Source organism: Sneathia vaginalis, assembly GCF_000973085.1.
Lineage (GTDB): Bacteria > Fusobacteriota > Fusobacteriia > Fusobacteriales > Leptotrichiaceae > Sneathia > Sneathia vaginalis.
Genome location: NZ_CP011280.1, coordinates 463,318 through 489,285, shown reverse-complemented (window position 1 = coordinate 489,285; position 25,968 = coordinate 463,318). Strand labels below are relative to the sequence as shown.

The window sequence follows — 25,968 nt, the reverse complement described above, 5'->3', positions numbered from 1 at the left end:
GATTACATTGAACTATGATTTGATTTTAAAAAATCGCATAAAGTCTGCTAGAGTTGAGAAAAAGATATCTCAAGAACAATTAGCTCATATTGTGGGTGTTTCACGACAAACTATTTGTTACATAGAAAATGGGCAATTTAATCCATCTGCTAAGCTAGCTTTATTAATCTGTAGAGCTTTAGATTACAAATTTGAAGAATTATTCTTTATTTGAGGCAATAATATGGAAAATATTAATTTAGACTTACTTAATGACTTTAAATATATTTCTGGTTTACAATCAAATCCTAAAAAAGATGCTTTTGCATATATAGTAAAAAATGTTAATTTAGATAAGAATACGTATGATACTAGCCTTTATATATATAAAGATAAGAAAAATATATGCTTAATTGAAAAGCAATCTTTTAATTTTCATGGTTGGCTAACCGACAAAAGTTTATTAATCTCAAAAAATGATGAAAAAGATAAAAATATCACACAATTCTATAACCTTACGCTAGGTGAAGGTGAATCTAAAAAGATATTTAGCATACCCTATCCAGTAAATAGTATTAAAAAAATATCAGATACAAAATATATTTTATCAATTGAAAAGACATTAAAAAAAGATGAAGATTTTAGTGTTGTTATAGAACAAATACCATTCTTTTCTAATGGTGCTTCTTATACTAACTACAAGAGAAACCAACTCTTTGTATATGATAGTACAACTAATGAATTAAAAAAAATTTCAGAAGATGTTAACTTTAATGTTATAGATTTTGATATTGATAAAAATAGTATGAAGGTTGTTTATCTTGGTAATATTTTTGAGAATAAAATGCAACTATACTCTAATGTATATGAATATGATTTAGAAAAAAATATAACTACAACTTTGTGTTGTGCAGATATATCATTTAATTCTTGTAAATATCTAAAAGACTCTATCCTTTTATTCGGTTCAGATATGAAAAAATTTGGTATAAATGAACTTGAAAAGGTATACTACTTAGATAGAAAAACACACGAACTTAATATTGAGATAAATGAAGATATAGACTATGGAAATTCAACTGGAAGTGATGCAAGACTAGGTCATAATGAAACTGTTCTTGTTAATTATACTGACAACAGCTTTTACTTTGTACAAACTGTAGAAAACCATACTAGGCTCTCTTTGTATTCAAATAAGAATATTACTACGATACTAGAATTTATGGGTTCTATTGATGGTTATGTGTATATAGACAACACACTTTATACACTATCTTTTGTAGATGGTAAAATAGCTGAAATATATATGGGAACTAATTTAGAAAAAATCACTTCATTTAATGATGAGGTCTTTAAAAATAGATATATTTCTAAGGCGAATGAAGTAGACTTTATTTCTAACAATGCTAAAATTAAAGGCTTTGTACTCTTGCCACAAAATTATGATAAAAACAAGAAGTATAAGGCAATATTAGATATACATGGTGGTCCAATGACAGTTTATTCACCTATTTACTATCATGAAATGCAAGTTTTAACTAGTCTTGGATACATTGTTATGTACACTAATCCTCATGGTTCATCAGGTCGTGGTAACTTATTTGCAGATATACGTGGAAAATATGGTTCTATTGACTATGAAGACCTTATGAACTTTGTAGATGCGGTTATAGAAAAGTATAGTATAGATACTGAGAATATAGGGGTTACTGGTGGCTCATATGGTGGATTTATGACAAATTGGATAGTAACTCATACAGATAGATTTAAATGTGCTGTAACACAAAGGTCTATTTCAAATTGGATATCTATGTATGGTGTAAGTGATATAGGGTATTACTTCAGCGACGATCAAAACAAGACAAAATTTAATGACGAAAACTTTTTCAATGTATTATGGAATCACTCGCCACTAAAATACATAAAGTCGTGCAAGACACCATTATTAATTATTCATTCTGACTGTGATTATAGATGCCCTATAGATCAAGGATACCAAATGTTAACGGCTCTACTTGATATGGGGATAGATGCTAAAATGGTCGTATTTAAAGGTGAAAACCATGAATTATCAAGAAGTGGTAAGCCTAAAGCTAGAATATCAAGACTACAAAATATGGTAGATTGGTTTAATAAATATTTAAATTAAAGTAAAGGGGAGAAATAATGAAAGTAGAATTTTTGGGTAACCCTGTTACATTAACAGGCACAAAATTAAAAGTTGATGATGATTTCCCAGATTTCAGATTAATTGATAGTAATTTTAATAAAGTAACTTTAAATAAAACGCATGGAAAAAGAATTTTTTTAACTATCCCGTCGCTTGTTACAGATACATGTTCTACTGAAATATCAAAATTTAAAAATTATCTTAAAGATAAAGGGATTACGTGCTATATTATATCGCTTGATTTACCATTTGTATTTACAAAGCTTTATACTAATATAAATGAAAATATACACTTTTTAAGTGATGTAAAGTACAAGAACTACGGAAAGGCTACTGGAACATATATTAAAGAATTAGGTATTTTAACTCGTTCAGTAATAATAGTTGATGAAAACAATAAGGTTATATATACAGAATACCTACACGAAGTATCTGATGAACCTGACTATGAAAATGCTCTTAAATTCATTTAAAGGTTTCAGTGTATGAGAAAACTTATTAAAAGCTAGCTTAAAACTAGCTTTTTTTCATATATATTTAGCTTTTCACTAGATTTTTTAACTATTTTATTGTAAAATTTGAAGTGGTAGTATGATTTTAAAACTAGAAAATGTGTCAAAAAGATACGGTCATGAAACTATATTTTCAAACCTATCTTTTGAAGTAAAAAAAGGCGAAATTTTTTCTATAGTCGGTAGATCTGGTATTGGAAAATCCACCATTGCAAAAATTATATTAGGTATTATTAAGCCTAGTTCTGGTAAAATTCTATTTGAGAATAAAGACCTTAATTTACGCAAAATATCTGATATACAGATGATTTTTCAAGATCCATATAGTGCACTAAATGAAGAAATGACTGTTAATGAGATTTTATCTGAGCCATTAATAGTTAATAAGCAGAAAGATATTTCTAAAAGAGTTGATGAAATGTTAGAATTTTTAAAATTAACTCATTTTAAAGATAGATATCCTAGTGAACTATCTGGTGGTCAAAGACAAAGAGTTATAGTCGGTGCTGCTATGATATTAAAACCAAAACTTGTAATTTGTGATGAGCCTATAGCTTCTCTTGATTTAACTATACAAGAGCAAATCATAGAATTAATAAAGTTTTTTAATGAAAAATATATGACAACATTTATTTTCATATCGCACGACTTACAAATAGTAAAAAAGATTTCAAACACAATATTAAAAATGGAGGAACATATATGAGTATGAGAAAAACAAACAAAGTATCAATTATAGGAGCAGGATTCGTTGGATCTGCTACTACATTAGCAGTTGCTGAATCAGGGCTTGCATCTCACATTGTACTTGTAGACATTAACAAGGATAAGGCACAAGGAGAAGCTTTAGATATTGCACATGGTGCTGCATTTATGAAATCTGTTGAAATAACAGCAGGTGACTACAAAGATACTGCTGATTCTGATATAGTAATTATTACAGCAGGTGCTGGTCAAAAACCTGGTGAAACAAGACTAGATCTTATTGGTAAAAACTTATCAATATTTAAGCAAATGGTTCCTAAGATTGTTAGATACTCACCTAACAGTATCCTATTAGTAGTTGCAAATCCAGTAGACGTTTTAACTTACTTTACATACAAGTTATCAGGTTTCCCTGCAACTAGAGTTATAGGTAGTGGTACAGTTCTTGATACTTCAAGATTAAAATATACACTTTCACAAATTTTTGATATAGATGCTAAAAGTGTTCATGGTTACATGATAGGTGAACATGGTGACAGTGAATTTCCAGTATGGTCTGCATTAAGTATTGGTCCTTTATCTATAGACGAATATTGTAAACGTGAAAATGTTGAATTAAATGAATTAAAAGAATCAGTAACTAATAGCGTTAAAAATGCTGCATATGAAATAATTAATAAAAAGGGATATACTAACTATGCAATAGGAATATCTGTTAGAAGAATAGTTGAAGCAATATTAAGAGATGAAAAATCTATCTTAACTATTTCTACTTACAACCCTATTAGTGATGTTTACTACTCAGTACCTAATATAGTAGGTAGACAAGGTCAAATAATGAAGATTTGTCCTGATTTAAACGAAGAAGAAACTCAAAAATTAGATGCATCTAAAAAAATATTAAAAGAAACTATAGATGGTTTTTCTCTATAATTTCGTATAATTTTATGGTATAATATATGAAATAATTTTTTTTGGAGGAAATATGTTATCAATAATTCTTGCAGCTGGAAAAGGTACTAGAATGAAATCTAGTATTCCTAAAGTATTGCATAAAGTTAATGGCGAAAAAATGTTACAAAAAGTTATTAATACAACTAAAGATTTTGGTGATGTTCTACTTATATTGGGTTATAAGAAAGAGGAGATTATAAAAGATTTTCCAGAATATGACTACGTTGTTCAAGAAGAACAATTCGGAACTGGTCATGCTATAAAAATAGCAAAAGACAAATTCAAAGATTCAGACTTAGTTCTAGTAACTTATGGTGATGGTCCCTTATTATCAAAGTACACAATAGAAAAAATGAAAGATAAATTTATAAAAAATAATCTTGATTGTTTACTTTTAACTTGTAAATTAGATGACCCTATGGGTTATGGTAGAATAATAAAAAATGATATGGGCAAGGTCGTTGACATAATAGAAGAGAAAGAAGCAAGCGAAGATATTAAAAAAATTAATGAAATTAATGTAGGTGTTTACTTATTTAAAACTAAGGCACTACTTGATGTTATTGATAAAATTGATAATAAAAATAGCAAGGGCGAATATTACTTAACTGATGCTATAAAAATATTAAACAATTTAGGTTATACATCTGATAGCTTATTACTTAAAGATAAAAATGAAATGATAGGAATTAATTCTAAAAAAGACTTAGCTCTTGTATCAAAGATATTAACCTTAAAAAAATTAGATCAATTAATGGAAGATGGTGTTAATATCATAGATCCTAATAATACTTACATAGAAGAAGATGTAGTTATTGGATGTGATACTACTATTTACCCAAATACAATAATAAAAGGAAAAACTATTATAGGGCAAAACTGTACAATATTTTCATCAAGAATTGAAGATAGTACAATAAAAGATAATGTTAAAATTGATAATAGCGTCATTGAAAGCTCTATTTTAGAAGACGAAGTTTCAATAGGTCCTTTTGCACACTTAAGAAAAGGAACTGTTCTTAATAAGAAGGTGCATATAGGAAACTTTGTTGAAGTTAAAAACTCAACACTTAATGAAGGTGTAAAATCTGGACACTTAACATATTTAGGAGACTCTGTTATAGGAGCAAATACTAATATAGGTGCTGGAACTATTACATGTAACTATGATGGTGTTAATAAGAATAAGACCTTCATAGGAAAAGATGCATTTATTGGAAGTAATTCAATATTTGTAGCACCTGTAAAAGTTGGAGATAATGTTCTAACTGCAGCAGGTAGTGTAATTACAAAAAATGTAGATGATAATAAAATAGCATTTGGTCGTGCAAGACAAGTTATAATTAATAAAAAATAGAAAGAGAGTGTTAGAAAAGATGAAAGAACACGAAATAAAAATTTTTGCTGGTACATCTAGTGCTAAACTTGCAAGTAAAATAGCCGATAAATTGGGTACTAAGCTTGGTGATAGAGATATCATAAGTTTCGCTGATGGAGAAACTTTTGTTAAAGCCAATTGCACTGTTAGAGGTTGTAAAGTATTCGTAGTGCAATCAACTTCAAAACCAGTAAATCAAAGTTTAATGGAATTATTAGTGTTTATAGACTCATTAAAAAGAGCTTCTGCTTCTGAAATAATAGCAGTTATTCCATACTATGGTTACGCAAGACAAGATAGAAAAGCTAGTCCTCGTGAACCAATCACAGCTAAATTAGTAGCAGATTTATTAACAACCGCTGGAGCAACAAGAGTTGTTACAATGGATTTACACGCAAAACAAATACAAGGATTCTTCGATATACCAGTTGATCATATGGAAGCTTTACCTATATTTGCAAAGTATTTTATAAACCAAGGATTTACGCCTAACGATACTGTAGTTGTATCTCCAGACGTTGGTGGAGTTAAAAGAGCAAGAAATCTTGCTACATGGCTACATACACCACTTGCCATAATAGACAAACGTAGACCACAAGCTAATGTTTGTGAAGTAATGAATATTATAGGTAACGTTGAAGGTAAAAAAGCAATAATAATAGATGATATAATCGATACAGCTGGTACTATATGTAACGCTGCTGTTGCACTAAAAGAAGCTGGTGCTACTGAAGTTTATGCATGTGCTACTCACCCAGTATTCTCTGGACAAGCTGTACAAAGACTAAAAGATTCTGCTTTTAAAAAGATTATTGTAACTGATTCAATTCAATTAAAAGAAGAACAATTATTTGATAAATTATCTATAGTTTCTGCTAGCACTATGTTTGCTGAAACTATACATAGAATATATAATGAAGAACCTATAAGCGACCTATTTGCTCTTCCTCATGATATAGATGAATCAAATGAATAAAAATAAGATAGAAGATGGTATTAAGTTATTACTAGAAGGTCGTTGTATAATAGTACCAACTGATACTGTTTATGGTTTAGGTGCAATACCTACAAAAAAAGCAATAGAACAACTATATCTCTTAAAAAAAAGAGATAAAAATAAAAAGATTTTGGCTTTAGTATCTGATTATAATGATTTTTTTAAATTAACAGACGATATTGACTTAAATCTTATCAAACATTTTCTACCAGGTGCATTAAGTATTGTATGTAAGACAAAAAAAGAATTTGTTGACTTACTAGGTCCTACTGTTGGAATAAGAATACCTGATAATGACTTAACAAGAGATATTATACGAAGAGTTGGTGGAATACTTATGACTACTAGTGCTAATATATCTGGCGAACCCCCTGTCACAAATATTAGCAATATATCAGATGAACTTTTAAAAAATGTTCCTCTAATAATCACAACAGATAAAAATTTATCTGGCATTCCCTCAACAATAGTGTCATATCTTGATGGTAAATATAGTTTGATAAGACAAGGCCAAATTAATTTTGAAGAAATACTTAAGATTGGAGGAGAAACTAATGAAAATGGTTAATGCTAACAAAATTAACGACATGGACGTATTTAACATGAAACAACAAATGAAAATGGCTTCTGCTGTTCAAAAAATTGGTAAAGGTAAAAGAAAAATAGAAGTACACCTATCTAAAGGTTCACAAAGATACCTAGATCAAGTTATAACTGAACTAAAAAAACAAATGGAAGCTAACAATGCAGTTTTACCTAATATTCAAAGCTTTTTTGATTATATAAGAAAACAAGTACATGTTGAAAAAGGACAAAAAAGAGAAAAATTAAAGACTTTTAATCTTTCATATGAAGAACAAGATTTCTTAGTTTTACAAATTAAATCTATGATAAAAGAAGTTGAAAATCAAAAACAACAACTTAAGTTCTACAATATAATAAAAAAAGTATTATTTTCTTCAGTTAAAGCACAAAATGAATTATTATTAAAAGAAATTTTGAATAAAAAATAACAATTTTAAACGGGGGTATATAATGGGAAATACTACAACTAAAGACATTGCTTCTAGCAATGTCTTTATAACTCACAATATAATTTTAGAAGCAAATGATATAATTCGAAGAGGAATTGCATTAAAAGCAAGTGACATACACATACAAGATTATTATGGAAAATGCCTCATAGAATATAGGGTAAATGGGGTAATAAAATTAGATAATACTTTAAACAATGCGAGTGAATTAATATCACGTATAAAGATAATGGCTAAAATGAATGTTGCTGAAAAAAGGTTACCACAAGATGGTAATATTACATTTGAAAATCACGATTTAAGAGTCTGTGTAATGCCTAGTATAACAGGTGAAAATGTTGTTATTAGAATACTAAATTCTACCTTATCAGATATATCATTAAAAACATTGGGATTTAATGAAAATAATATTAGTAAGATAAAAAAGGCATTATCTAAATCACATGGCTTAATCCTTGTAACTGGTCCAACAGGTAGTGGTAAGTCTACCACTCTACTATCCTTTACACATCTATTAAATACAGGTAATAAAAAGATAATAACAATTGAAGATCCTGTAGAAAATAAGGTAAATGGTATAATACAAGTACAGGTTAATGAAGAAATAGGTTTAAGTTTTCCATGTATTTTAAGAAGTTCACTAAGATCTGATCCTGATATAATAATAATTTCAGAAATTCGTGATGAATTAACAGCAAAAATTGCAATTCGTGCAGCTCTTACTGGTCACCTTGTACTTGCAACTCTACATACTAATGATTGTATTACAAGTTTTGCAAGACTTATCGATATGTCAATTCCTAAATATTTACTACTAGATTCTGTTGTGATGATAGTATCTCAAAGATTACTTTGTTCAAATGATAATAAATTAATAAAAGATAGAATAATGATAAATGAAGTCTTATACATGCAAGAGAAAGAAAAAGATATATTTTCAAGATATACATTAAATTCTGATATACTACATGAATTAAAAAAACTAGACTTTAAAACAATGATGGAGGACTGTAATGAAAAAGGCTATAATCTATGACTTTGATAAAACAATATACAGTAAGGAAACAAGCATGGCTTTTATGTTTTTTTTCTTAAAACGTCATAGATACCTTATACCAAAATTCATATTAAACCTTACCATAATACTTTTTAATATTAAGGATTTAAAAAAAGTAAAAAATATATTTTTTAGTATATTTAAAGGAATGGATATAGAAAATGATATTAATTTATTCTGGGAAAATGAAATAAAAAATATTTATCCATATTTTTTTGAAGAAATAAAGGAAAATAGGAAGGATGCCGACTTATTAATCCTAATATCTGCATCTCCCGATTTTTTACTAGAACCCATTTACAAAAAATTAGGCTTTGATATATTAATATCAACAAAATATTCAAACTTTACTCTTATTGGAAAAAATTGTAAAAAAGATGAAAAACTAAAAAGATTAAATGAATTAGGAAGTTTTGATGTGCTTTGCTTTTACTCTGATAGCTTATCTGATCTTCCCTTATTCAACATAGCAAAAAAGAAAATTAGTATAAATAAAGGAAATAAGGTGTTAGGCTTACCTAAAAAGAATGGGTGGTTGGATAGATGGATATAAGGATGGTATACTCTTATGATGGAAGTAAATTCTATGGTATGCAAAGACAAAAGAATAAGATTACAGTTCAAGGTGAAATAGAAAGAGTAATATTTGAAGTTTTCAATGAGAAAATAAACTTAATTAGCTCTGGAAGAACTGATAGAGGTGTACACGCATTAATGCAAGTATCAAATTTTAAAATATCTAAAACTATCCCTCCTATTGCTATTAAAAAGCAACTTAATAAAGCTCTTTATGGTAAAATAAAGGTCTATAACATTGATATTGTAGATAAAGACTTTAATTCTAGATATATGGCTACTTACAGAACATATTTATATAGATTAAAATATATTGATGATATATCACCTTTTGAAGCTTCATATATATCTGAAATACGAAAAGATATTGATATTGAAAAAATAAATAAAAAACTAGCTTTATTTGTTGGTGAACATGATTTTACACTTTATTCTAAATCTGATAAAGACCAAAAAAATCCAGTCAGAAAGATTTATTCTGCTAATTGTGTAAAAATTAATGATGAGTTTCAGATTATAATAAAAGGTAATAGTTTTTTAAAATCTATGATAAGACTAATTGTAGCTTCTTGCATATATGAAGATGAAAAAACTATAATAAATAAGCTTAACGGTATAGGTAATGGACCTAAAAAAATATTATCCCCTAATGGTCTATACCTAAAAGAGGTATGTTATGATAATTAAAAAATTAGATGCTACTCTTGATAGGGATATTCTTAAAAGAATATATCTGTATGAAGAAAAAATATTTGGAACTGCTGGTGTTGGACAATACAATATATCGCCCTTTACAAAATATGGTAGTACTTATGCAATTTTTAATGATACAGATATTATTTCAGTAATTGAAGTTATTTTTTCTAGAGATAATATAGCATATATATATGGTGTATCAACAAATGAAAAATTTCAAAATAAGGGATATGCTAGAATGTTAATGAACTTTATGTTTTCTGACTTAAAAGATATTTCAATTTTTGAATTAACTGTTACTTGTAGTAATACTTATGCAATAAGGCTATATAGCTCTTTAGGATTTAAGATTACAAAAAACTTAGATAATGAATATTTTGATAATGAAAAAAGATTTTTAATGAGAAAGGAAAAATAATGCAACATTACTTCAGTGAAAAACCTGATACAATTTCAAAAAGAAAAGATATATTTTTAAATTTTCTAGATAAAGATTTTATCTTTACAACTGATAATGGTATATTTTCAAAAAATCATGTTGATTTAGGTACACTAATCTTATTAAAAGAAATCATTAAAAATTATTCTAATAAAGACTTTAGTGTACTTGATATTGGTTGTGGATATGGTGTTGTTGGGACTATAATAAAGACATTTTATCCTACATGCACTATTACACTATCTGATATTAATGAACGTGCACTTGATTTATCTAGTGTAAATTTAGAAAAAAACAATATTAATAAGTTTAATATTACTAAATCAAATCTTTATGAAAATATTTCTGATACTTTTGATTTGATTATATCTAACCCTCCAATTAGAGCTGGTAAAAAGCTAATATTTGAACTATATCAAAAAAGCTATGAACACTTAAATGAAAATGGAGTATTTTTCTGTGTTATTATGACAAAGCATGGAGCAAAATCAACTGAAAAAGAATTAAAAAATATATTCCAAGAAGTTTTTTGCCTTAATATATGCGAGGGTTATAGGGTATATATGGCAACAAAAAAAGGGTTATAAAAAAATCTCTCAAAAAATTGGGAGATTTTTTCTTATTTTACTATATCTTCATATTTTACATTCGTTACTTTCAATATATCATCTGGATTAATCTTTACTTGAAGTCCTACCTTGCCACCACTAACAAATATATATTCCTTGCCTTTGGCACTTATATCTATAAATGTTTTAAATAGCTTTTTCATTCCTATAGGTGAACAACCTCCATGTACATATCCTGTAAGATTTAATAGTTCTTTTTGTGGTAACATATCAATCTTTTTTGTTTTCGCTACATTTGCAGCCTTTTTTAAATCTAATTCACAACCTACTGGAACTACAAATACAAAGTATTCTTTATCTTTTGAATATGTAACTAGTGTCTTGTAAACATTTGCAGGATTTTCACCTGTACTTATTGCAACATCAACACCTGATATACCTTTACTTGTGTCATATTCTATTTCATCATATGCTATCTTTTTAGAATCTAAAATTCTCATTGCATTTGTTTTTTTCATTTTGCTACCTTTTGTATTGCGTTACATACTGCATTCATATTTTCTCTAAGTGCTTTTTCAAATGCATCCTTTTTGTATGCTCCATTTGTCATATGATTTAATACAGCTATATGTACACCAGTTTCTCTTTGTATAGTATTTGCTAATTTATGGTTTGAAACTTGTTCGTCAAATAGTATTTTAACCTTATTTGACTTCATCTTATTAATTGCTATCTTAGCATCTGTCAAACTTGGACTTTGAACATATGAAGGTTCTACAACAGTAGTAACACTTAGACCAAATTCGTTTAATAAATAGTCATATCCTCCATGTGTTGTAGCAATTCTAATATTTCTTGATTTACCTTTAACTTTTCTTAATGCTTCTGTTTTTATACTTCTTAATTTTGCTATATATCTTGAAGCATTTTGTCTATAATATCCTGCATTTTTTGAATCTATTCTTGCTAATTCAGATGCGATATAATTTACTTGTTGTATACTTTGTGTAACTGAAATAAATGTATGTGGATTTACTATACCACTTCTTCTTTGCCCTGCTATGTGCATAAGTGTTGTTCTTTTATTTGCATTAATTACTGGTATATTTTTTTTAGTTGCTCTTAACATTTTGTTTAAAAACATATCATGCCCTACTCCATTTGCAACTACAACATTTACTGTATTTAATCTCTTAATATCTTGTGCTGTTGCATCATAAGTATGTGCATTAACATTTGCTGGCACTAATGGAACTACATCCATTTTATCTCCAACTATATTTGATACAAAACAATAATATGGTAACATTGTTATACCAACTCTTAATTTTGAAAACCCTGTAAAACTTATTAACATGCATAAATAAACTAATATTTTTTTCATCTTTTAACACCTCTTTTAAGATACTAACACGATAAGACTTTTTTTTCAATAAACTTTATTAGGGTATAAAAAAATAGAAGGTTTATAACCTTCTACTTATATAGCTTAATAATTAATTTAATTTTTTCAGTTATTTTTTAAATTAGAATATGGTATGTAGATTGATAAAATAGCAAAAACTGCTAGTATAAACTGATACCAGAAATATGGTATTAGTGCAAAGGGACTAAGCATACCCTTTGTTAAACTTGTTGCTATTAATATTTGTGCTCCATATGGAATTAAACCTTGGAATACACATGAGAATACATCTAATAACGATGCTACTCTTCTTGGATCCACATTATATTCATTTGATATTTCTTTTGCTACAGGCCCTGCTATTATTATAGCAACTGTATTATTAGCCACTGCAATATCTAGAATTGAAATTAAAGCTGATATACCTAATTCTGCTGTTTTACTACCTTTTAAGCACTTCTTTGCTTTTTCTATGATATAGTCTATACCTCCTTCTTTTCTAACCATATATGCTAAACCTCCTGTTAGAAAAGATAATAAGAAGATTTCAAACATATTATTAAAGCCTTCATATATTTTAGAACAGTATCCAACTACACCAAATACATTAGTGCTAATCCCTATAATCCCGCAAAATACTGTTCCTATAGTCAATGTTACAAAAACATTTACTCCTGATACCGCTAGTACCAATACTAATATATATGGTACTACTTTAATAAGACTATAATTTACAGAACCAATATTTACAGTATTTATATTATTTAAACTAAACATATATATCAAAAATGTTATTATAGCTGCTGGTAATGCAATTTTTAAATTCATTTTAAATTTATCACTCATATTAACATTTTGTGTTCTTGTTGCTGCAATGGTTGTATCTGATATTATTGATAAATTATCGCCAAACATTGCTCCACCTACTAGAGCTCCTAATACTAATGGTAAATATATTCCTGATTTTTCAGATAAACCTATAGCTAATGGTCCAACAGTTACTATTGTTCCAACAGATGTACCTGTTGAAATAGATATAAATGATGCCATTAAAAATATTCCTGCAACTAAATATTTAACTGGAATAATACTCATACCTAAGTTAACGGTTGATTCTACACTACCTGTTGCTTTTGTAACACTTGCAAATGCTCCTGCTAATAGATAGATAAGACACATTATTAAAATATTTTCATCTCCGCAACCCTTTATTAAATTATTAAATTTACTTGATATATCTCCTTTAAAGAGTATAAATGCTGATATTATACCTAGTATTACGAATATAGGGGAATTTACTTTGTAAAACGCTAACTTCTCTCCAGAATAAGTTAAGTAAAATCCTGTAAAAAGATACATTCCTATGAAAATAATAAAAGGTATTAGTGCTTTTCCATTTGATTTTATCTTGTATTTCATGTTTACCTCGTCTTTTTCTTTTTTTAATATTATATATCTTATCGTAAATAAAAGCTAGTTGTTTTTCACAATCTGAAACTTTTTAATAGGTATTAAAATTTTTATTACATATATATACCTATATATGCTATTTTTTGCAAATTCTTAATACCTACTTATTTATCCTTGACAAATACTTTTTTCTCTGCTATCATTTACTTGTTAATGAATAATAAACTCAAAAGAGAAAGTGTGTCTAGGGTTCTTTCATGTGACCGAGCGACACAGGTGCATATATATTTGCACTACACCTAAAGGATAAAAGCCTAGGAGGTAGGTTTCGCTTGAAGCCTACCCTTCTAGGCTTTATATTTAGTGGACAAGTTTCCTTTTGAGTTTTTTTTTAAGAAAGATCTATAGGAGGATTTGTTTTATGAAAACATTTTTAGAAAATTTCTTTAAACTTAAAGAAAATAACACTACTGTTAAAACTGAAATTTTAGCAGGTATCACAACTTTTATGACTATGGCGTACATTTTAATAGTCAACCCTGCAGTATTATCTGATGCTGGTATGAACCATGGTGCTGTATTTACTACAACAGCTATTTCAGCTTTTATTGCTACCGTAGTTATGGGTATATATGCTAATTATCCATTCGCACTTGCTCCTGGTATGGGACTTAATGCATACTTTGCATATACTATTGTACTTGGTAAGGGTCTAAGTTGGCAATTTGCACTAACAGCAGTTTTAATTGAAGGTTTAATTTTCATAGTTCTTACAATGACTAAGGTTCGTGAAACTATAGTTAACTCTATACCTATGTCATTAAAGAATGCAGTAAGTGCTGGTATTGGTATATTTATTGCCTTCATTGGTTTAATTCAATCAGGTTTAGTTGTTCCTGCAAAGGGTATACCTTTAACATTAGGTAATATTATGAGCCCTGTTGCAATACTTACAATTTTTGGAATATTTATTACTTTATTCCTATTAGTTAAAAGAATACCTGGTGGAATATTATTAGGTATGTTAATTACTACTTTACTTGCTATACCTTTTGGTGTTACAAAATTACCTAGTTCAATAATAGGTTTACCATCAAGTATATCACCAATATTCTTTAAGTTTGAATTTCATAATATATTAACATTTAATATGGTTATTGCTATATTTGCATTCTTATTCGTAGACTTATTTGATACAGTAGGAACATTAGTTGGTGTTGCATCAAAAGCTGATATGTTAGATGAAAATGGTAACTTACCTAAAGCAAGACAAGCTTTACTTGCAGATGCAATAGGTACATCAATAGGTGCTTGCCTTGGTACTTCAACTGTTACTACATTCGTTGAAAGTGCAGCTGGTGTTGCTGAAGGTGGTAAAACAGGTTTAACTGCAATAGTTACAGCTATATTGTTTATAGTAGCTCTAATATTTGAACCTATATTTGCAATCATACCTCCATGTGCTACAGCATCAGCATTAATAGTTGTTGGACTTTTCATGATAGGTAATATCTTGAAAATAGACTTCTCTGATTTCACTGAAGGTCTACCAGCATTCTTAGCAATAATTATGATGCCTTTATCATACTCTATTGCAAATGGTATAGTATTCGGTATAGTTTCTTATGCTATTATTAAATTAATAACTGGAAAAGGAAAACAAGTATCATTAGTTGTTTATATATTAGCAATAATATTTGTATTAAGATATATTATTGAAGCATTTATTTAGTCCATAAGCCCTTTTATATAAATAATTTGGAAAAAAAAACTAGGATTTTAATCCTAGCTTTTTTTATTCGGAAATACTCTTAAATACCAAGTATGACACATAAGCTCCACCATCTATATGACCTAATGTTTTTTCTCCATGATACTTTGCTCTACCTTGATTAGAAATCATATTTTTTGTTTCTTCCATTCCTTCTTTTGCACTTTCATATGCCTTTATTTTATCCTTAGTTTTATTAAATTCTACAATAGCTGGTTCTAATGAGTCTAAAATTGTCTTATCACCTAATTTAGTATCTATTTTAGATTTCAAGTATTCTAATCCTTTTTGTAATGAATATATATATTCTTCCTTTGTAGGATCAGTCTTACCTTTTAATTCCCTTGCCATTCCCATGAAAAACATAGAAATTATTGTTCCTAATGATGAAGGTGCTGCTTCGTTAAATGAACTGCTTATATCCTTAAATAATATACCTTTATCAGCTATTTCATTTTTTTGTACATAATCACATACTGCATTAAATCCTTCATCCATAGTTAAACCTAAGTCTCCATCTCCAAATTCTTGATCTAATTTAATTAAATATTCTTTATTAGTATGTATATTGCCATAAATTTTTTTAAATATTTCTTTTATATCAACGCTCATTATTATGCCTCATTTCATAAATGTTAATTCATCTTCACTTAAAAGTAATTCTTCAGTTTCATTATCCAACTTAAATACTGTTATTGATAATCCTGCCATTTCCATTGAAGTTGCATATTCACCTATAAGTGGTTTTAATATATTAACACCTATTTTGCTATATCTATCATATATTTCATTATATACTATATATAGCTCATCTAATGATGTAGCACCTAAACCATTAACTAATACAGAAATTTTATCTCCTTTTTCTAATTTTATTTCTGTTTCTATTTTATTTAGTATAATATCAACAATTTCTTTTGCTGTTTTCATATTAGTAGTATTAATTCCTTTTTCACCATGTATACCCATACCTATTTCCATTTCATTTTCTAAGATGGTAAATGTAGGTTTTCCTACTTCTGGAACTATGCATGGTGTTAGTGCAATACCCATAGTTCTAATATTTTCTAACGCTTTTTCTGTTTTAGACTTTACTTCTTTTAAAGTATATCCTTTTTTTGCTAATGTCCCTGCTATCTTATATGCATATACTAATCCTGCGACTCCTCTTCTTGATTTTTTATCATTTGATGAAGCAATATCATCACTAACTATTACTTCTTCAACTTCAATATCATCAAAACTACTTTCATCTCTTGCCATAGAAAAATTCATCTTGTCTCCACCATAGTTTCCATATACGCATAATACACCTTTCCCTGAGTCAACGTACTTTATTGCTTCATACATCTTTTTACTTGATGGTGATGCAAATACATTACCTATAGCACAGGCATCCAACATTCCTTCTCCTACATAACCTAGAAACAATGGTAAATGTCCACTTCCACCTCCAGTTACAAGCCCTACTTTATCTTGTGATTTTTCCTTTTTAACTAAAATTCTAAAGTCATCGTTTAATAATTTTACTTTATCACTATGAGCTTTTACTATTCCATTTACCAATTCTTTAACGTAGTCTTCCTTTTTGTTTATTATTTTTTTCATCACACAACCTCTTTATTTTGAAAATTTTTCTGGATATTTCCACTTGTTTAATTCTTCAACTGAAAATCTTGGCGGTTCAACTCCTTTATTTATCATTAATGTCATATAGTATATTTCTGCTATTTCTTCTACATATTGTGCTTTTAAAAATGCATCTTTTATATCGCATCCTACTGCTACAACTCCATGTTTTTCTAATAATACCATATCAGATATTCTTATAGGTTCTATTACAGATTTAGATAATTCAACTGTACCAGGTCTTGCGTATTTTGCAACTGGTACATAACCTTCTTTTAAACCTAATGTTGCTGCTTCGAATATTACACCTGGTATAGGTTTTGCTAATACAGCAAATGCTGTTGCCATTTTAGAATGTGTATGAACTATAGCTTTTACATCTTCTCTTTCTTTATATATTTCCAAATGCATCATAGTTTCACTTGATGGCTTAACTCCTTCTTTATGATAAAGAACGTTACCATCTAAGTCCATTATACATAAATCATCTTCAGTTAATTCTTCTCTATCAATTGCAGATGGTGTGACATATAGCTTATTTGTTCCAGGTATTCTAACACTAAAATTACCTGATTTGTGTTTACATAAGCCTATTCTTTGTGCTTGTCTTGCAACTTCTAATAATTCTTTTTTTAATTCTTCGTTCATTCATTTTCCTTTCTCATTGTGATATAGAATACTGCGTATAGGACTATAAATATAACAACACCTAATAATCCTTGCCATCTAAGTGCTAAGCCATTTGCTAACACCCATCTAAATATTGGAGCTTCTACACCAAAGTAACTAATCATTTGTCCACTTGGTATATCAATAGTTCCTACTTGTCTTGCAAGTTCTGTAACATAAGGTGCAAAACTTGATGATACTATTAGATATGCTGGTGTAAATATTACACTTAATATGAACATCTTTATTAAATTCTTTTTACTAACGATCATTGCTGGTACAACAACTATTACATTTACTATACCTGCTAGAGGTAATATTGTATTTAGATTTAATTTTGAAAATACTAATGCTAGTACTATTGATACTGGTACTATTAAGATAGAGATAACCCATAATTCTGCTTGCCCTGCTAAGAATGGCCAGTCTAGACCTATATATATTTCTCTATCTTTATATTTATTCTTCATGTATGCACCTGCTGCATCTGCAATTGGTGCTAATGATTGCATGAATAATTTTGCTACCATAGGGAATAGAACTAGTGATGCAGAAACTTTAATTGCTATTTGTAATGTTTCACTTACTGAGTATCTTGCAACCAATGCAAATAGACCACCTATTATGAATCCCATAACTGAATTTTCACCAAATACACCTATTTTTGATTTTAATTTTTCTGAATCAAATGTACTGTTTTTTATTGCAGGTATTAAGTCTAATACCTTATTAATTGGTTCCATCATTGCACATTGTAATGTCATATAGTGTGTACAAGTTACACCAGGAATACTAGTTATTTTATATATTCTCTTTTGAGTAACTTCTGCTGTTTTTAATTCTAATATTATTTGTATAACTGCAGCTACAAATCCTAATATTAAGCTATGAGTTATAGCTATAACCATTGTTGCTGTAAAAATTTTACCCCAAACATTCCACATATCTACATTTAATACATTTGTAAAGTTAAATCCTAATAGTATTAGGTTAATAACTATTTGAATAGGGAACATTAATAATGCATATGGCCATGCCCAAGCTATTGCTGACATTGGTGCCCATCCTACATCTACTGTATTTAAATGTATACCTGTTGTTTCAACGAATTTTGCAGCAACTGGGCTTATTGTTTCAAACATGAAACCTAGTATCAATGACATACCAGTAAATGCTATACCCAAAGTTATACCTGCTAAAATTGCTCTTTTAATTTTCATTCTGATTATTATACCAATTATTATCATAATTATTGGTAAAAATATTGCTGGACCTAGTCCTAAAATATAGTCTACTACTTGTTTTAACATAAATACTCCTCTTCTACTTTGCAATTAATTCTTTTAATTTTTCGTATTCTTCTTCCATACCTAGACCTGTTAAAAATTTAATACCATTTATTGTTGGCTTACCATATGTTTCTGATCCTGGAACTATTGTTACATAAATATCAACTTGTGATATAATATTTTCTAATGCCTTTATATCAACAGATTCTACTGTTGCACTAATCCCATCATCTTCTAACATTGAATTAATCTTTGATGCAACTGTTTGTGATGTTGCTATTCCTGAACCGCATGCTACTACTATTCTTTTCATATATACCTCCTATTATTTTCCATATTTATTTACTAATATGTTATATACTTCTTCTTTATCTTCACTTTTTTCTAGTGTATTATAGCAATCTTCATCGCCTAAAATTTTCATTAAGTTTAATAAGACGGTTACTTGTTCTTCACCTTTTTTGATTAATAGGAATAGGACTACTTTAACTTTTAATTGTTTTTCATTTGTACCCATTTCTCCAAACTCAACTTCATTTTTTAACCTAACAAACACTATTCTTTGACTATTTATTAATGAATATGTTGTATGAGGTATTGCAACGAAGTACTTTTCAAAATTTAATCCTGTTGGATAATTTTTTTCTCTCTCAATTAATGATTCTTCATAACCATCTTTAATATATCCTTGTTCTTTAAAAATTTTGGACATTTTTCTAATTAGGTCTTCTCTATTTTCTGCTTCTACATTAAAATATATATCTTCTTTATTAAATAACATACCAATCTCCTGTTCTATAGTTTATAATTTTTTAAATATTCTACTATTTTATATTTATTTTTCTCATTAAGTATTTCTTTAAATTCACTCTTAAATACCATATTTATTAAATTACTAATAATGTCCAATGATTTCTTTTCATCTTTTATAGAAAAACTTACTACTGTATCTATCATTTCACCCGTTTCTTTTATATTAACAGGTTCTTTTAAACTTATTATTGAAACTCCCGTCTTATGAACATTATTATTATTCTTTGTATGTGGTAATATCAAGCCATTATATCGAATGATATGTGAATTATTTTTTTCATATATACTTAATATATCTTTTGTATAACTCTTATCTGTAAATTCTCCTTCTAATAAGCTGCATCCTTTTTCTAAGGCATCATAAATATCTTTTGCATCATAGTTAAATATGATATTTTCTTCTTTTAAAATATTTTCATACTCGTCTAATATTTCTATATCATTAACTATCTTGTCGCCAAAATTATTTAATAACTCGGATATAAATTTTTCATAATCTAATTTCTCTGAACTTCTTCTTACTATATCTACTATGTTTGATAGAAGTATTTTATTAATATTGCTCTTAAAACCTAATTTAAGTAATGTTTGCCTTTCTTTTTCAGTTATAACTGGGCTTATATTAACAATAATTTTATCTTCATATTCTTTTTCATCTAATTTTACTGTAGTCAATATATATTTAATATTTAAATTATTTTTTAAAGCCTTATTAAAGTTATATATAGATCCTACATATGATACTTTTATATAAAATCTATTTTGTATATTATCTACTAATATTTTATTACTACCACTTCCAAATGATGTTATAACCGCAACTTCTACAGGTTTTAATTCTAATCTATTTATACGTTCTATTGATGCTAAAAAATGTATCTTTAATAAGTGTATTTCATCATCATCAATTTTTTTATTTAATACATTATTTAATAACCCCATAGAGTCTTTTATAATATAGAAGAAAGCATCTTTCTTTTTATAGCTTTCATCTAACGTTTGTACATCAAGCATATATCCGTTATCTATTCTGTTAATTAATGCATTTACATGTTGTAATAAAAATTCAAATAATAATTTATCTTTTGTTATATTCTTATTTATCTTAGCTTCTACCTGACTAATTATATTTTTAACAACTACACCTATATTCACATCTTTTTCCTGATAATTATCACTTTGTTTTATCCATGCTACAAGATCTATAATTTGCTCTAGCATTTGTTTTGTTACTTTACTAGTTAAATTTAATAATCTTAGTTTATTCAAAACATATTTTTTATCAGACTCTTTTATCACATACTCTTTTGTACTTTTAGATTTTTCGATAAATATAATTAGAAAACGAGTAAATAAAATTCTGTAATTTATATCATTAACACTTAATTTAAAATCACTTATTATCTCATCTATAAATTGTTTAATGGACTTAAATGTATTTTTGTCTATGTTTTGAAATATTATTTCATTTAACTTTACAGAAATCTCATTATCATCTTCTTTATAAATGTACTTTATATCATCAAACAATATATTGAATCTATAATTTTCTAAATTTTCTCTATCCCCTTTTAAATAAAGACCATTATCATTTTCAATTTTTATTCCCTTTACTTCTAATCTTTTCTTTAATTCATTCAGGTAATTTATTATTGTACCCCTTGATAAATCAAAATATTTTGTTAAATAAGTTATTGTTATTTTTTCTTTTGAGAATAAGATTAACCACTGTATAATTGTTATTTTTTTATTTTTATCCAAAGGTTCTAATTTTTTTATTATCTCCAATATCTTGTTTTCTTTACCCTCTATATTTAAAATTATTGTACCTTTAGAAGATTTTTTTATAGGTGATATCCTAATAAAGCTCAATACATCATTTATTCTATCTATGTTATAACGTATCATTCTTTCTGATACATTAAATTCTTTTGCTAACTCATATATGCTAAGTTCTGATTTGTTATAGAATTTTTCTAATATCTTTATTTCACGCTCATTTAAAATCATTTTCTCACCTTCTTTTATACTATTATATTCATTAACAACTAAGTTTCAATATATAAACCTTATCACTTTTTTATGAAAGTTTTTTTACTGTTTTTTTGGAAATAATTTGTACAAAAAAAAGCATGCCATTGCATGCCCAAATTATTTACCTATTTCCTAGCATTCTTTCGTATAAGTCTTCATAGAATGGCTTCTTACCTAAAGCTTCTGCTATTGTATATGCTAGTAAACTAACTATTGCAAGACTTAATAGATATTCAAATGAACCACCAGTCATTTCAAGTATTAGTATTATTCCAGCAATTGGTGCTCTTACTATTGAAGAAAAATGTCCACACATTGCAAGCATTACAAATACTATTACCATACTAGGTGGTATTATACCTAAAGTACATAAAATACTTGCATAAAAATTACCTAGTAATGCTCCTATTACCAATAAAGGAACTAAGCTTCCTCCAGGAACTCCTACTGCAAATGATAAATAAAGTAAGAATATTTTTAATAGGTACAACACTACTATTTTTTGTATAGAGTAACTACCATACATATTCATAGATAAAAAATGTTCACCTGCTCCAAATGTTGTACCATCAATTAATAATATTATTGCAGTTACAACAAAGGGAACTAAAAACTTAAAATATTTATTCAAAGGTAATACTTTATTGAATACATCTTTTCTGTCTATTATTATATAATTAAACAACACACCTGAAATACCAGATAATATCCCTATTAGTGCAACATAAATGTATGTATGCATATTTAATGCTGCAATTTTTGGCATATCTACTAATGTAGGGTGATTACCTAACAATAGATTTGATGTTATTACTGCACAAAATACTATTACAGATGCACTTAAAAACACCTTTCTATTAGTCTTTTTAAATATTTCTTCCACTGAAAAAAGAACCCCTGTTATTGGTGCATTAAATGCAACTGCAAGCCCTGCACCTGCTGATGCACCTACATAATATCTTTCATCTTCTTCACTTTCTTTTGAAAGCTTATGTACAGCTTCTCCTACAAGCCCTCCTATTTGAACAGATGGACCTTCTCTTCCTAATGTCATACCTGATCCAACTGTTAATACGCTTGATACAAATTTATACACCAAAGTCTTTTTCCAATTAACTTTAAATTTAGCGTCTATAATACCATATACTACTGGTATTCCAGAACCCTTTATCATTGAATCTAAATTATTCATAAAATATATTACTGTACCTAATACAATAAAGGTTAAAACAAAACATATCTTACCATATATTGTCTTGTTACATACCTTTAAGTAGGATAGCATAAATTTTGCAAAATGATTTATACCCAATTTATACATTGTTATTACAAAACCGCATATTATACCTGTTATAACAAAAAATAAAAGAGATCTCATACTAATTTGTATCCATTTTCGCTTATTCTTCACTTAGAAACATCTCCTCTTAAATTTATTTCAATGTATTCATAATCATCAAAAATCACTTTTCTAACTGTATATCCTTGACTTATAATATCTCTTAATTTCTTTAAGTCAAAAGTACCACCATAATTTATCTTTATTACACCTTTACGAATATTTTTATTTATATATTTAATAAGGTCTTTTTCATTTTCTATATAATTACCTATTATCTTCTTTCTATCATAATCTGATGGTGCAGGTTTTAATCTTTTATCTGTTAATTCATGATTTTTAGAAAAGTACTTATTGCTTCTTAAAAAATATGAATAATTATTACCTCTATCTCCTAATGGATCATCAAATGTTACATCCACATTATACCATTTTCCATTAATTTTTACTTGATTCCATGCATGTCTTAGTCCTCTAGACATTCCTGCTAATATATTAACTTCTAACTTTGATTTTTTTGCTAATTTATAGAATAAATTTGCATATCCTTCACAAGCAGCTTTTTTATCTAAAATACCACTTATATACGTTCTAGTATCATATTTACCAGTACTACTATATGTAATATTTTGTATAATATAGTCATGTATTGTCTTGGCTTTATCGTAATCACTCATATTTTTTTTGATATTCTTCTTAGCCCACTCATCTATTTTCTTTTCTGCTAATATGTAGTCTTCTTTTTTTACTGAATATTTAACATGTATATTAGCACGTATATTCTCTTTATTTTCCTTTACTTCTATACTAGTACTAACTAAAAGATTCTTTATATCATCCTCTTTCATCACTTGTTCTACATCTGAATCTATCTCATTAGGTGATATATTCTCAGTAAATACAAACTGTATATCAGTATCAAAATTCAAAAAACTTTGCCTTATTTTCTCTTTTAAATTCAATGTATTTGAAAATATATTAATAGACAAAAAATATATAATTAATAGTTTCTTCACTCTTTTTACACCAACTTCTCATATTAAACTTCTAAATCCTATGCTAACACAGCTCATTATTAAAAAAGCTAATACTACCCCAAATAGAACTGAGATTACTGTCTTTTTAAAATCAAGATCTAATAAGCTTGCGGCTAAAGTACCTGTCCATGCTCCAGTACCTGGTAATGGTATTCCAACAAATAAAAATAGGGCAACATAAACACCGTATTTTGAACTAGATTCTAACTTTTTACCTGCATTATGCCCTTTTTCTAAAAAATACTTAAATACCTTACTAGTATATTTAAATTCTTTACCCCATTCTAAGACTCTTCTTGCAAACAAGAATATTATTGGTACAACTAGCATATTACCTATAACGGAAATTATCATTATTTTCATTATATCTAATTTAAGTGCTACACCGTAAATAACAGCACCTCTTAACTCTATCAATGGAACCATTGATATTAAAAATACACATATATATTTTAACATTATTATTCCTTATACTAAAAGAGTCGCATAAGCGACTCAATTATTTATCTTACTTTCTTTCTTTACCTTTTTTGTAAGCTCCTTCAGCTCCATAAACATCTACTATCTTTTCTTTATAGTATTTCTTCATGAATTCTCTACCCTTAGCTAAGTATTTTCTTGGGTCAAATACTGTTGGATCGTCAGCAAATGCTTTTCTAACTCCTGCTGTGAATGCTAATCTTCCGTCTGTATCTACGTTTATCTTAGCAACTGCAGATTTAGATGCCATATGTAATTGTTCATCTGGTATTCCTAAAGCATCTTCGATCTTACCACCGTTTTCATTTATGATTCTAACATATTGTTGAGGTACTGATGATGAACCGTGTAATACGATAGGGAATCCTGGTATTCTCTTTTCAATTTCTTTTAAGATATCTAATCTTATATGTGGATTGTCACCTGGTTTGAACTTGTATGCACCATGTGATGTTCCTATAGCGATAGCTAATGAATCTACACCTGTCTTAGATACGAAATCTTCTACTTCTTCTGGACGAGTAAAGATATGTTCTTCAGCGTGTACTTCGTCTTCTATACCAGCTAAAACTCCTAATTCAGCTTCAACTGTTACATCATATTTATGTGCAAAGTCAGCAACTTTCTTTGAAATTGCTACATTTTCATCATAATCATATTTAGATGCATCTATCATAACTGATGAGAAACCATTTAAAATACAGTCTTCAGCTATTTCGTAGCTTGGACCATGATCAAGGTGTAATGCAACTGGTATATCTGAACCTGCTGCCTTAACGTATTCAACTGCTGCTCTACCTAACCAAGGAATCATGTCTCTACCGATATAATTTCTTGCACTTGATGAAACTTGAAGAATTACTGGTGCTCCCATTTCAACACATGCTTCAATTATAGCTTGTAATTGTTCTAAGTTATTGAAATTGAAAGCTGGAACTGCATATCCTTCTTTATTTGCCTTAGCAAACATTTCTCTAGTATTAACTAAACCGAAATCTTTATAGTTATACTTCATTTCCATGTTTT

Annotated in this window: 29 protein-coding genes; 15 read left to right on the top strand and 14 right to left on the bottom strand. The window is 28.0% G+C overall.

What is annotated here, in order from left to right:
• Nucleotides 1-7 precede the first annotated feature (7 nt).
• From VC03_RS02430 to VC03_RS02365, 14 genes are all read left to right on the top strand, one after another.
• Entirely contained in the window at nucleotides 8-214 is a 207-nt protein-coding gene (locus VC03_RS02430; RefSeq protein WP_046328509.1) for a helix-turn-helix transcriptional regulator, read from the top strand.
• Between the two features lie 9 nt (nucleotides 215-223).
• Nucleotides 224-2,128 carry an alpha/beta hydrolase family protein gene (locus VC03_RS02425; RefSeq protein WP_046328508.1) on the top strand — a complete coding sequence of 635 codons (1,905 nt, stop codon included), beginning with the start codon at nucleotides 224-226 and terminating at the stop codon, nucleotides 2,126-2,128.
• A gap of 17 nt (nucleotides 2,129-2,145) precedes the next feature.
• Nucleotides 2,146-2,622 carry a thiol peroxidase gene (tpx, locus tag VC03_RS02420; protein ID WP_046328507.1) on the top strand — a complete coding sequence of 159 codons (477 nt, stop codon included), beginning with the start codon at nucleotides 2,146-2,148 and terminating at the stop codon, nucleotides 2,620-2,622.
• 118 nt (nucleotides 2,623-2,740) lie between these two features.
• A complete protein-coding gene (locus VC03_RS02415; protein WP_052727656.1) occupies nucleotides 2,741-3,367 on the top strand; it encodes an ABC transporter ATP-binding protein in 627 nt (208 codons plus the stop codon).
• The gene (locus VC03_RS02410; protein WP_237223975.1) at nucleotides 3,364-4,299 is read left to right on the top strand and encodes an L-lactate dehydrogenase; all 936 of its coding nucleotides are present in this window, start codon (nucleotides 3,364-3,366) and stop codon (nucleotides 4,297-4,299) included. The genes VC03_RS02415 and VC03_RS02410 overlap by 4 nt, the downstream gene beginning before the upstream one ends.
• 52 nt (nucleotides 4,300-4,351) lie before the next feature.
• On the top strand, nucleotides 4,352-5,677 hold the full coding sequence (gene glmU, locus VC03_RS02405; RefSeq protein ID WP_046328506.1) for a bifunctional UDP-N-acetylglucosamine diphosphorylase/glucosamine-1-phosphate N-acetyltransferase GlmU: 1,326 nt from the start codon (nucleotides 4,352-4,354) through the stop codon (nucleotides 5,675-5,677).
• Nucleotides 5,678-5,696: 19 nt separating this feature from the next.
• Entirely contained in the window at nucleotides 5,697-6,674 is a 978-nt protein-coding gene (locus tag VC03_RS02400) for a ribose-phosphate pyrophosphokinase (protein ID WP_046328505.1), read from the top strand.
• Nucleotides 6,667-7,263: an L-threonylcarbamoyladenylate synthase gene (locus VC03_RS02395; RefSeq protein ID WP_046328504.1), complete on the top strand. Its 597-nt coding sequence runs from the start codon at nucleotides 6,667-6,669 to the stop codon at nucleotides 7,261-7,263. The genes VC03_RS02400 and VC03_RS02395 overlap by 8 nt, the downstream gene beginning before the upstream one ends.
• Complete coding sequence (locus VC03_RS02390) at nucleotides 7,250-7,708, top strand: hypothetical protein (protein WP_046328503.1); 459 nt, start codon at nucleotides 7,250-7,252, stop codon at nucleotides 7,706-7,708. The genes VC03_RS02395 and VC03_RS02390 overlap by 14 nt, the downstream gene beginning before the upstream one ends.
• Nucleotides 7,709-7,730: 22 nt before the next feature.
• A complete protein-coding gene (locus VC03_RS02385) occupies nucleotides 7,731-8,765 on the top strand; it encodes a GspE/PulE family protein (RefSeq protein ID WP_046328502.1) in 1,035 nt (344 codons plus the stop codon).
• Entirely contained in the window at nucleotides 8,743-9,339 is a 597-nt protein-coding gene (locus VC03_RS02380) for an HAD family hydrolase (protein ID WP_046328501.1), read from the top strand. The genes VC03_RS02385 and VC03_RS02380 overlap by 23 nt, the downstream gene beginning before the upstream one ends.
• Entirely contained in the window at nucleotides 9,330-10,049 is a 720-nt protein-coding gene (gene truA / locus VC03_RS02375; RefSeq protein ID WP_046328500.1) for a tRNA pseudouridine(38-40) synthase TruA, read from the top strand. The genes VC03_RS02380 and truA overlap by 10 nt, the downstream gene beginning before the upstream one ends.
• On the top strand, nucleotides 10,039-10,476 hold the full coding sequence (locus VC03_RS02370; protein WP_046328499.1) for a GNAT family N-acetyltransferase: 438 nt from the start codon (nucleotides 10,039-10,041) through the stop codon (nucleotides 10,474-10,476). Before truA ends, VC03_RS02370 begins: the two co-directional genes overlap by 11 nt.
• Nucleotides 10,476-11,084 (top strand): class I SAM-dependent methyltransferase, encoded by a 609-nt coding sequence (locus VC03_RS02365; protein ID WP_046328498.1) that lies wholly within the window; start codon nucleotides 10,476-10,478, stop codon nucleotides 11,082-11,084. The genes VC03_RS02370 and VC03_RS02365 overlap by 1 nt, the downstream gene beginning before the upstream one ends.
• A gap of 32 nt (nucleotides 11,085-11,116) precedes the next feature.
• On the opposite strand, the gene ybaK is transcribed toward VC03_RS02365, so the two are convergent.
• The 3 genes from ybaK to VC03_RS02350 all read right to left on the bottom strand — a co-directional run bounded on the left by ybaK (nucleotide 11,117) and on the right by VC03_RS02350 (nucleotide 13,890).
• Nucleotides 11,117-11,584 (bottom strand): Cys-tRNA(Pro) deacylase, encoded by a 468-nt coding sequence (ybaK, locus tag VC03_RS02360; RefSeq protein WP_046328497.1) that lies wholly within the window; start codon nucleotides 11,582-11,584, stop codon nucleotides 11,117-11,119.
• Nucleotides 11,581-12,450: a metal ABC transporter solute-binding protein, Zn/Mn family gene (locus VC03_RS02355; protein WP_046328496.1), complete on the bottom strand. Its 870-nt coding sequence runs from the start codon at nucleotides 12,448-12,450 to the stop codon at nucleotides 11,581-11,583. Before VC03_RS02355 ends, ybaK begins: the two co-directional genes overlap by 4 nt.
• Before the next feature lie 126 nt (nucleotides 12,451-12,576).
• On the bottom strand, nucleotides 12,577-13,890 hold the full coding sequence (locus tag VC03_RS02350) for a Na+/H+ antiporter NhaC family protein (RefSeq protein WP_046328495.1): 1,314 nt from the start codon (nucleotides 13,888-13,890) through the stop codon (nucleotides 12,577-12,579).
• A 412-nt stretch (nucleotides 13,891-14,302) separates the two neighbouring features.
• Between VC03_RS02350 and VC03_RS02345 the strand changes: the two genes are divergently transcribed.
• Nucleotides 14,303-15,613 (top strand): NCS2 family permease, encoded by a 1,311-nt coding sequence (locus VC03_RS02345; protein ID WP_046328494.1) that lies wholly within the window; start codon nucleotides 14,303-14,305, stop codon nucleotides 15,611-15,613.
• A gap of 63 nt (nucleotides 15,614-15,676) precedes the next feature.
• Here the strand turns inward: VC03_RS02345 and VC03_RS02340 are convergent, their stop codons facing one another.
• The 11 genes from VC03_RS02340 to VC03_RS02290 form a co-directional block, all read right to left on the bottom strand.
• A complete protein-coding gene (locus VC03_RS02340; protein WP_046328493.1) occupies nucleotides 15,677-16,264 on the bottom strand; it encodes a dihydroxyacetone kinase subunit L in 588 nt (195 codons plus the stop codon).
• A 9-nt stretch (nucleotides 16,265-16,273) separates the two neighbouring features.
• Nucleotides 16,274-17,260: a dihydroxyacetone kinase subunit DhaK gene (locus VC03_RS02335; protein ID WP_046328492.1), complete on the bottom strand. Its 987-nt coding sequence runs from the start codon at nucleotides 17,258-17,260 to the stop codon at nucleotides 16,274-16,276.
• Between the two features lie 12 nt (nucleotides 17,261-17,272).
• A complete protein-coding gene (locus VC03_RS02330) occupies nucleotides 17,273-17,929 on the bottom strand; it encodes a class II aldolase/adducin family protein (protein WP_046328491.1) in 657 nt (218 codons plus the stop codon).
• Nucleotides 17,926-19,260 carry a PTS galactitol transporter subunit IIC gene (locus tag VC03_RS02325; protein ID WP_046328490.1) on the bottom strand — a complete coding sequence of 445 codons (1,335 nt, stop codon included), beginning with the start codon at nucleotides 19,258-19,260 and terminating at the stop codon, nucleotides 17,926-17,928. The genes VC03_RS02330 and VC03_RS02325 overlap by 4 nt, the downstream gene beginning before the upstream one ends.
• A 13-nt stretch (nucleotides 19,261-19,273) precedes the next feature.
• A complete protein-coding gene (locus tag VC03_RS02320; RefSeq protein WP_046328489.1) occupies nucleotides 19,274-19,552 on the bottom strand; it encodes a PTS sugar transporter subunit IIB in 279 nt (92 codons plus the stop codon).
• A gap of 12 nt (nucleotides 19,553-19,564) precedes the next feature.
• Nucleotides 19,565-20,020 (bottom strand): PTS sugar transporter subunit IIA, encoded by a 456-nt coding sequence (locus tag VC03_RS02315; protein WP_046328488.1) that lies wholly within the window; start codon nucleotides 20,018-20,020, stop codon nucleotides 19,565-19,567.
• Between the two features lie 14 nt (nucleotides 20,021-20,034).
• Nucleotides 20,035-22,062, bottom strand: coding sequence for a BglG family transcription antiterminator (locus tag VC03_RS02310; protein WP_046328487.1), 2,028 nt, complete (start codon nucleotides 22,060-22,062; stop codon nucleotides 20,035-20,037).
• 145 nt (nucleotides 22,063-22,207) lie between these two features.
• Nucleotides 22,208-23,497, bottom strand: a complete 1,290-nt coding sequence (locus VC03_RS02305) for a ClC family H(+)/Cl(-) exchange transporter (RefSeq protein ID WP_200893826.1) — start codon at nucleotides 23,495-23,497, stop codon at nucleotides 22,208-22,210.
• Entirely contained in the window at nucleotides 23,494-24,441 is a 948-nt protein-coding gene (locus tag VC03_RS06530) for a transglutaminase domain-containing protein (RefSeq protein ID WP_052727655.1), read from the bottom strand. Before VC03_RS06530 ends, VC03_RS02305 begins: the two co-directional genes overlap by 4 nt.
• A gap of 18 nt (nucleotides 24,442-24,459) precedes the next feature.
• Complete coding sequence (locus VC03_RS02295; protein WP_046328486.1) at nucleotides 24,460-24,921, bottom strand: COG2426 family protein; 462 nt, start codon at nucleotides 24,919-24,921, stop codon at nucleotides 24,460-24,462.
• A gap of 49 nt (nucleotides 24,922-24,970) precedes the next feature.
• Nucleotides 24,971-25,957, bottom strand: a complete 987-nt coding sequence (locus tag VC03_RS02290) for a class II fructose-bisphosphate aldolase (RefSeq protein ID WP_046329245.1) — start codon at nucleotides 25,955-25,957, stop codon at nucleotides 24,971-24,973.
• Nucleotides 25,958-25,968 lie beyond the last annotated feature (11 nt).

Coding starts and splice junctions, on each gene's coding strand:
- VC03_RS02425 (WP_046328508.1), top strand. CDS start 224: ATGGAAAATATTAATTTAGACTTACTTAATGACTTTAAATATATTTCT.
- tpx (WP_046328507.1), top strand. CDS start 2,146: ATGAAAGTAGAATTTTTGGGTAACCCTGTTACATTAACAGGCACAAAA.
- VC03_RS02415 (WP_052727656.1), top strand. CDS start 2,741: ATGATTTTAAAACTAGAAAATGTGTCAAAAAGATACGGTCATGAAACT.
- VC03_RS02410 (WP_237223975.1), top strand. CDS start 3,364: ATGAGTATGAGAAAAACAAACAAAGTATCAATTATAGGAGCAGGATTC.
- glmU (WP_046328506.1), top strand. CDS start 4,352: ATGTTATCAATAATTCTTGCAGCTGGAAAAGGTACTAGAATGAAATCT.
- VC03_RS02400 (WP_046328505.1), top strand. CDS start 5,697: ATGAAAGAACACGAAATAAAAATTTTTGCTGGTACATCTAGTGCTAAA.
- VC03_RS02395 (WP_046328504.1), top strand. CDS start 6,667: ATGAATAAAAATAAGATAGAAGATGGTATTAAGTTATTACTAGAAGGT.
- VC03_RS02390 (WP_046328503.1), top strand. CDS start 7,250: ATGAAAATGGTTAATGCTAACAAAATTAACGACATGGACGTATTTAAC.
- VC03_RS02385 (WP_046328502.1), top strand. CDS start 7,731: ATGGGAAATACTACAACTAAAGACATTGCTTCTAGCAATGTCTTTATA.
- VC03_RS02380 (WP_046328501.1), top strand. CDS start 8,743: ATGAAAAAGGCTATAATCTATGACTTTGATAAAACAATATACAGTAAG.
- truA (WP_046328500.1), top strand. CDS start 9,330: ATGGATATAAGGATGGTATACTCTTATGATGGAAGTAAATTCTATGGT.
- VC03_RS02370 (WP_046328499.1), top strand. CDS start 10,039: ATGATAATTAAAAAATTAGATGCTACTCTTGATAGGGATATTCTTAAA.
- VC03_RS02365 (WP_046328498.1), top strand. CDS start 10,476: ATGCAACATTACTTCAGTGAAAAACCTGATACAATTTCAAAAAGAAAA.
- ybaK (WP_046328497.1), bottom strand. CDS start 11,584: ATGAAAAAAACAAATGCAATGAGAATTTTAGATTCTAAAAAGATAGCA.
- VC03_RS02355 (WP_046328496.1), bottom strand. CDS start 12,450: ATGAAAAAAATATTAGTTTATTTATGCATGTTAATAAGTTTTACAGGG.
- VC03_RS02350 (WP_046328495.1), bottom strand. CDS start 13,890: ATGAAATACAAGATAAAATCAAATGGAAAAGCACTAATACCTTTTATT.
- VC03_RS02345 (WP_046328494.1), top strand. CDS start 14,303: ATGAAAACATTTTTAGAAAATTTCTTTAAACTTAAAGAAAATAACACT.
- VC03_RS02340 (WP_046328493.1), bottom strand. CDS start 16,264: ATGAGCGTTGATATAAAAGAAATATTTAAAAAAATTTATGGCAATATA.
- VC03_RS02335 (WP_046328492.1), bottom strand. CDS start 17,260: ATGAAAAAAATAATAAACAAAAAGGAAGACTACGTTAAAGAATTGGTA.
- VC03_RS02330 (WP_046328491.1), bottom strand. CDS start 17,929: ATGAACGAAGAATTAAAAAAAGAATTATTAGAAGTTGCAAGACAAGCA.
- VC03_RS02325 (WP_046328490.1), bottom strand. CDS start 19,260: ATGTTAAAACAAGTAGTAGACTATATTTTAGGACTAGGTCCAGCAATA.
- VC03_RS02320 (WP_046328489.1), bottom strand. CDS start 19,552: ATGAAAAGAATAGTAGTAGCATGCGGTTCAGGAATAGCAACATCACAA.
- VC03_RS02315 (WP_046328488.1), bottom strand. CDS start 20,020: ATGTTATTTAATAAAGAAGATATATATTTTAATGTAGAAGCAGAAAAT.
- VC03_RS02310 (WP_046328487.1), bottom strand. CDS start 22,062: ATGATTTTAAATGAGCGTGAAATAAAGATATTAGAAAAATTCTATAAC.
- VC03_RS02295 (WP_046328486.1), bottom strand. CDS start 24,921: ATGTTAAAATATATATGTGTATTTTTAATATCAATGGTTCCATTGATA.
- VC03_RS02290 (WP_046329245.1), bottom strand. CDS start 25,957: ATGAAGTATAACTATAAAGATTTCGGTTTAGTTAATACTAGAGAAATG.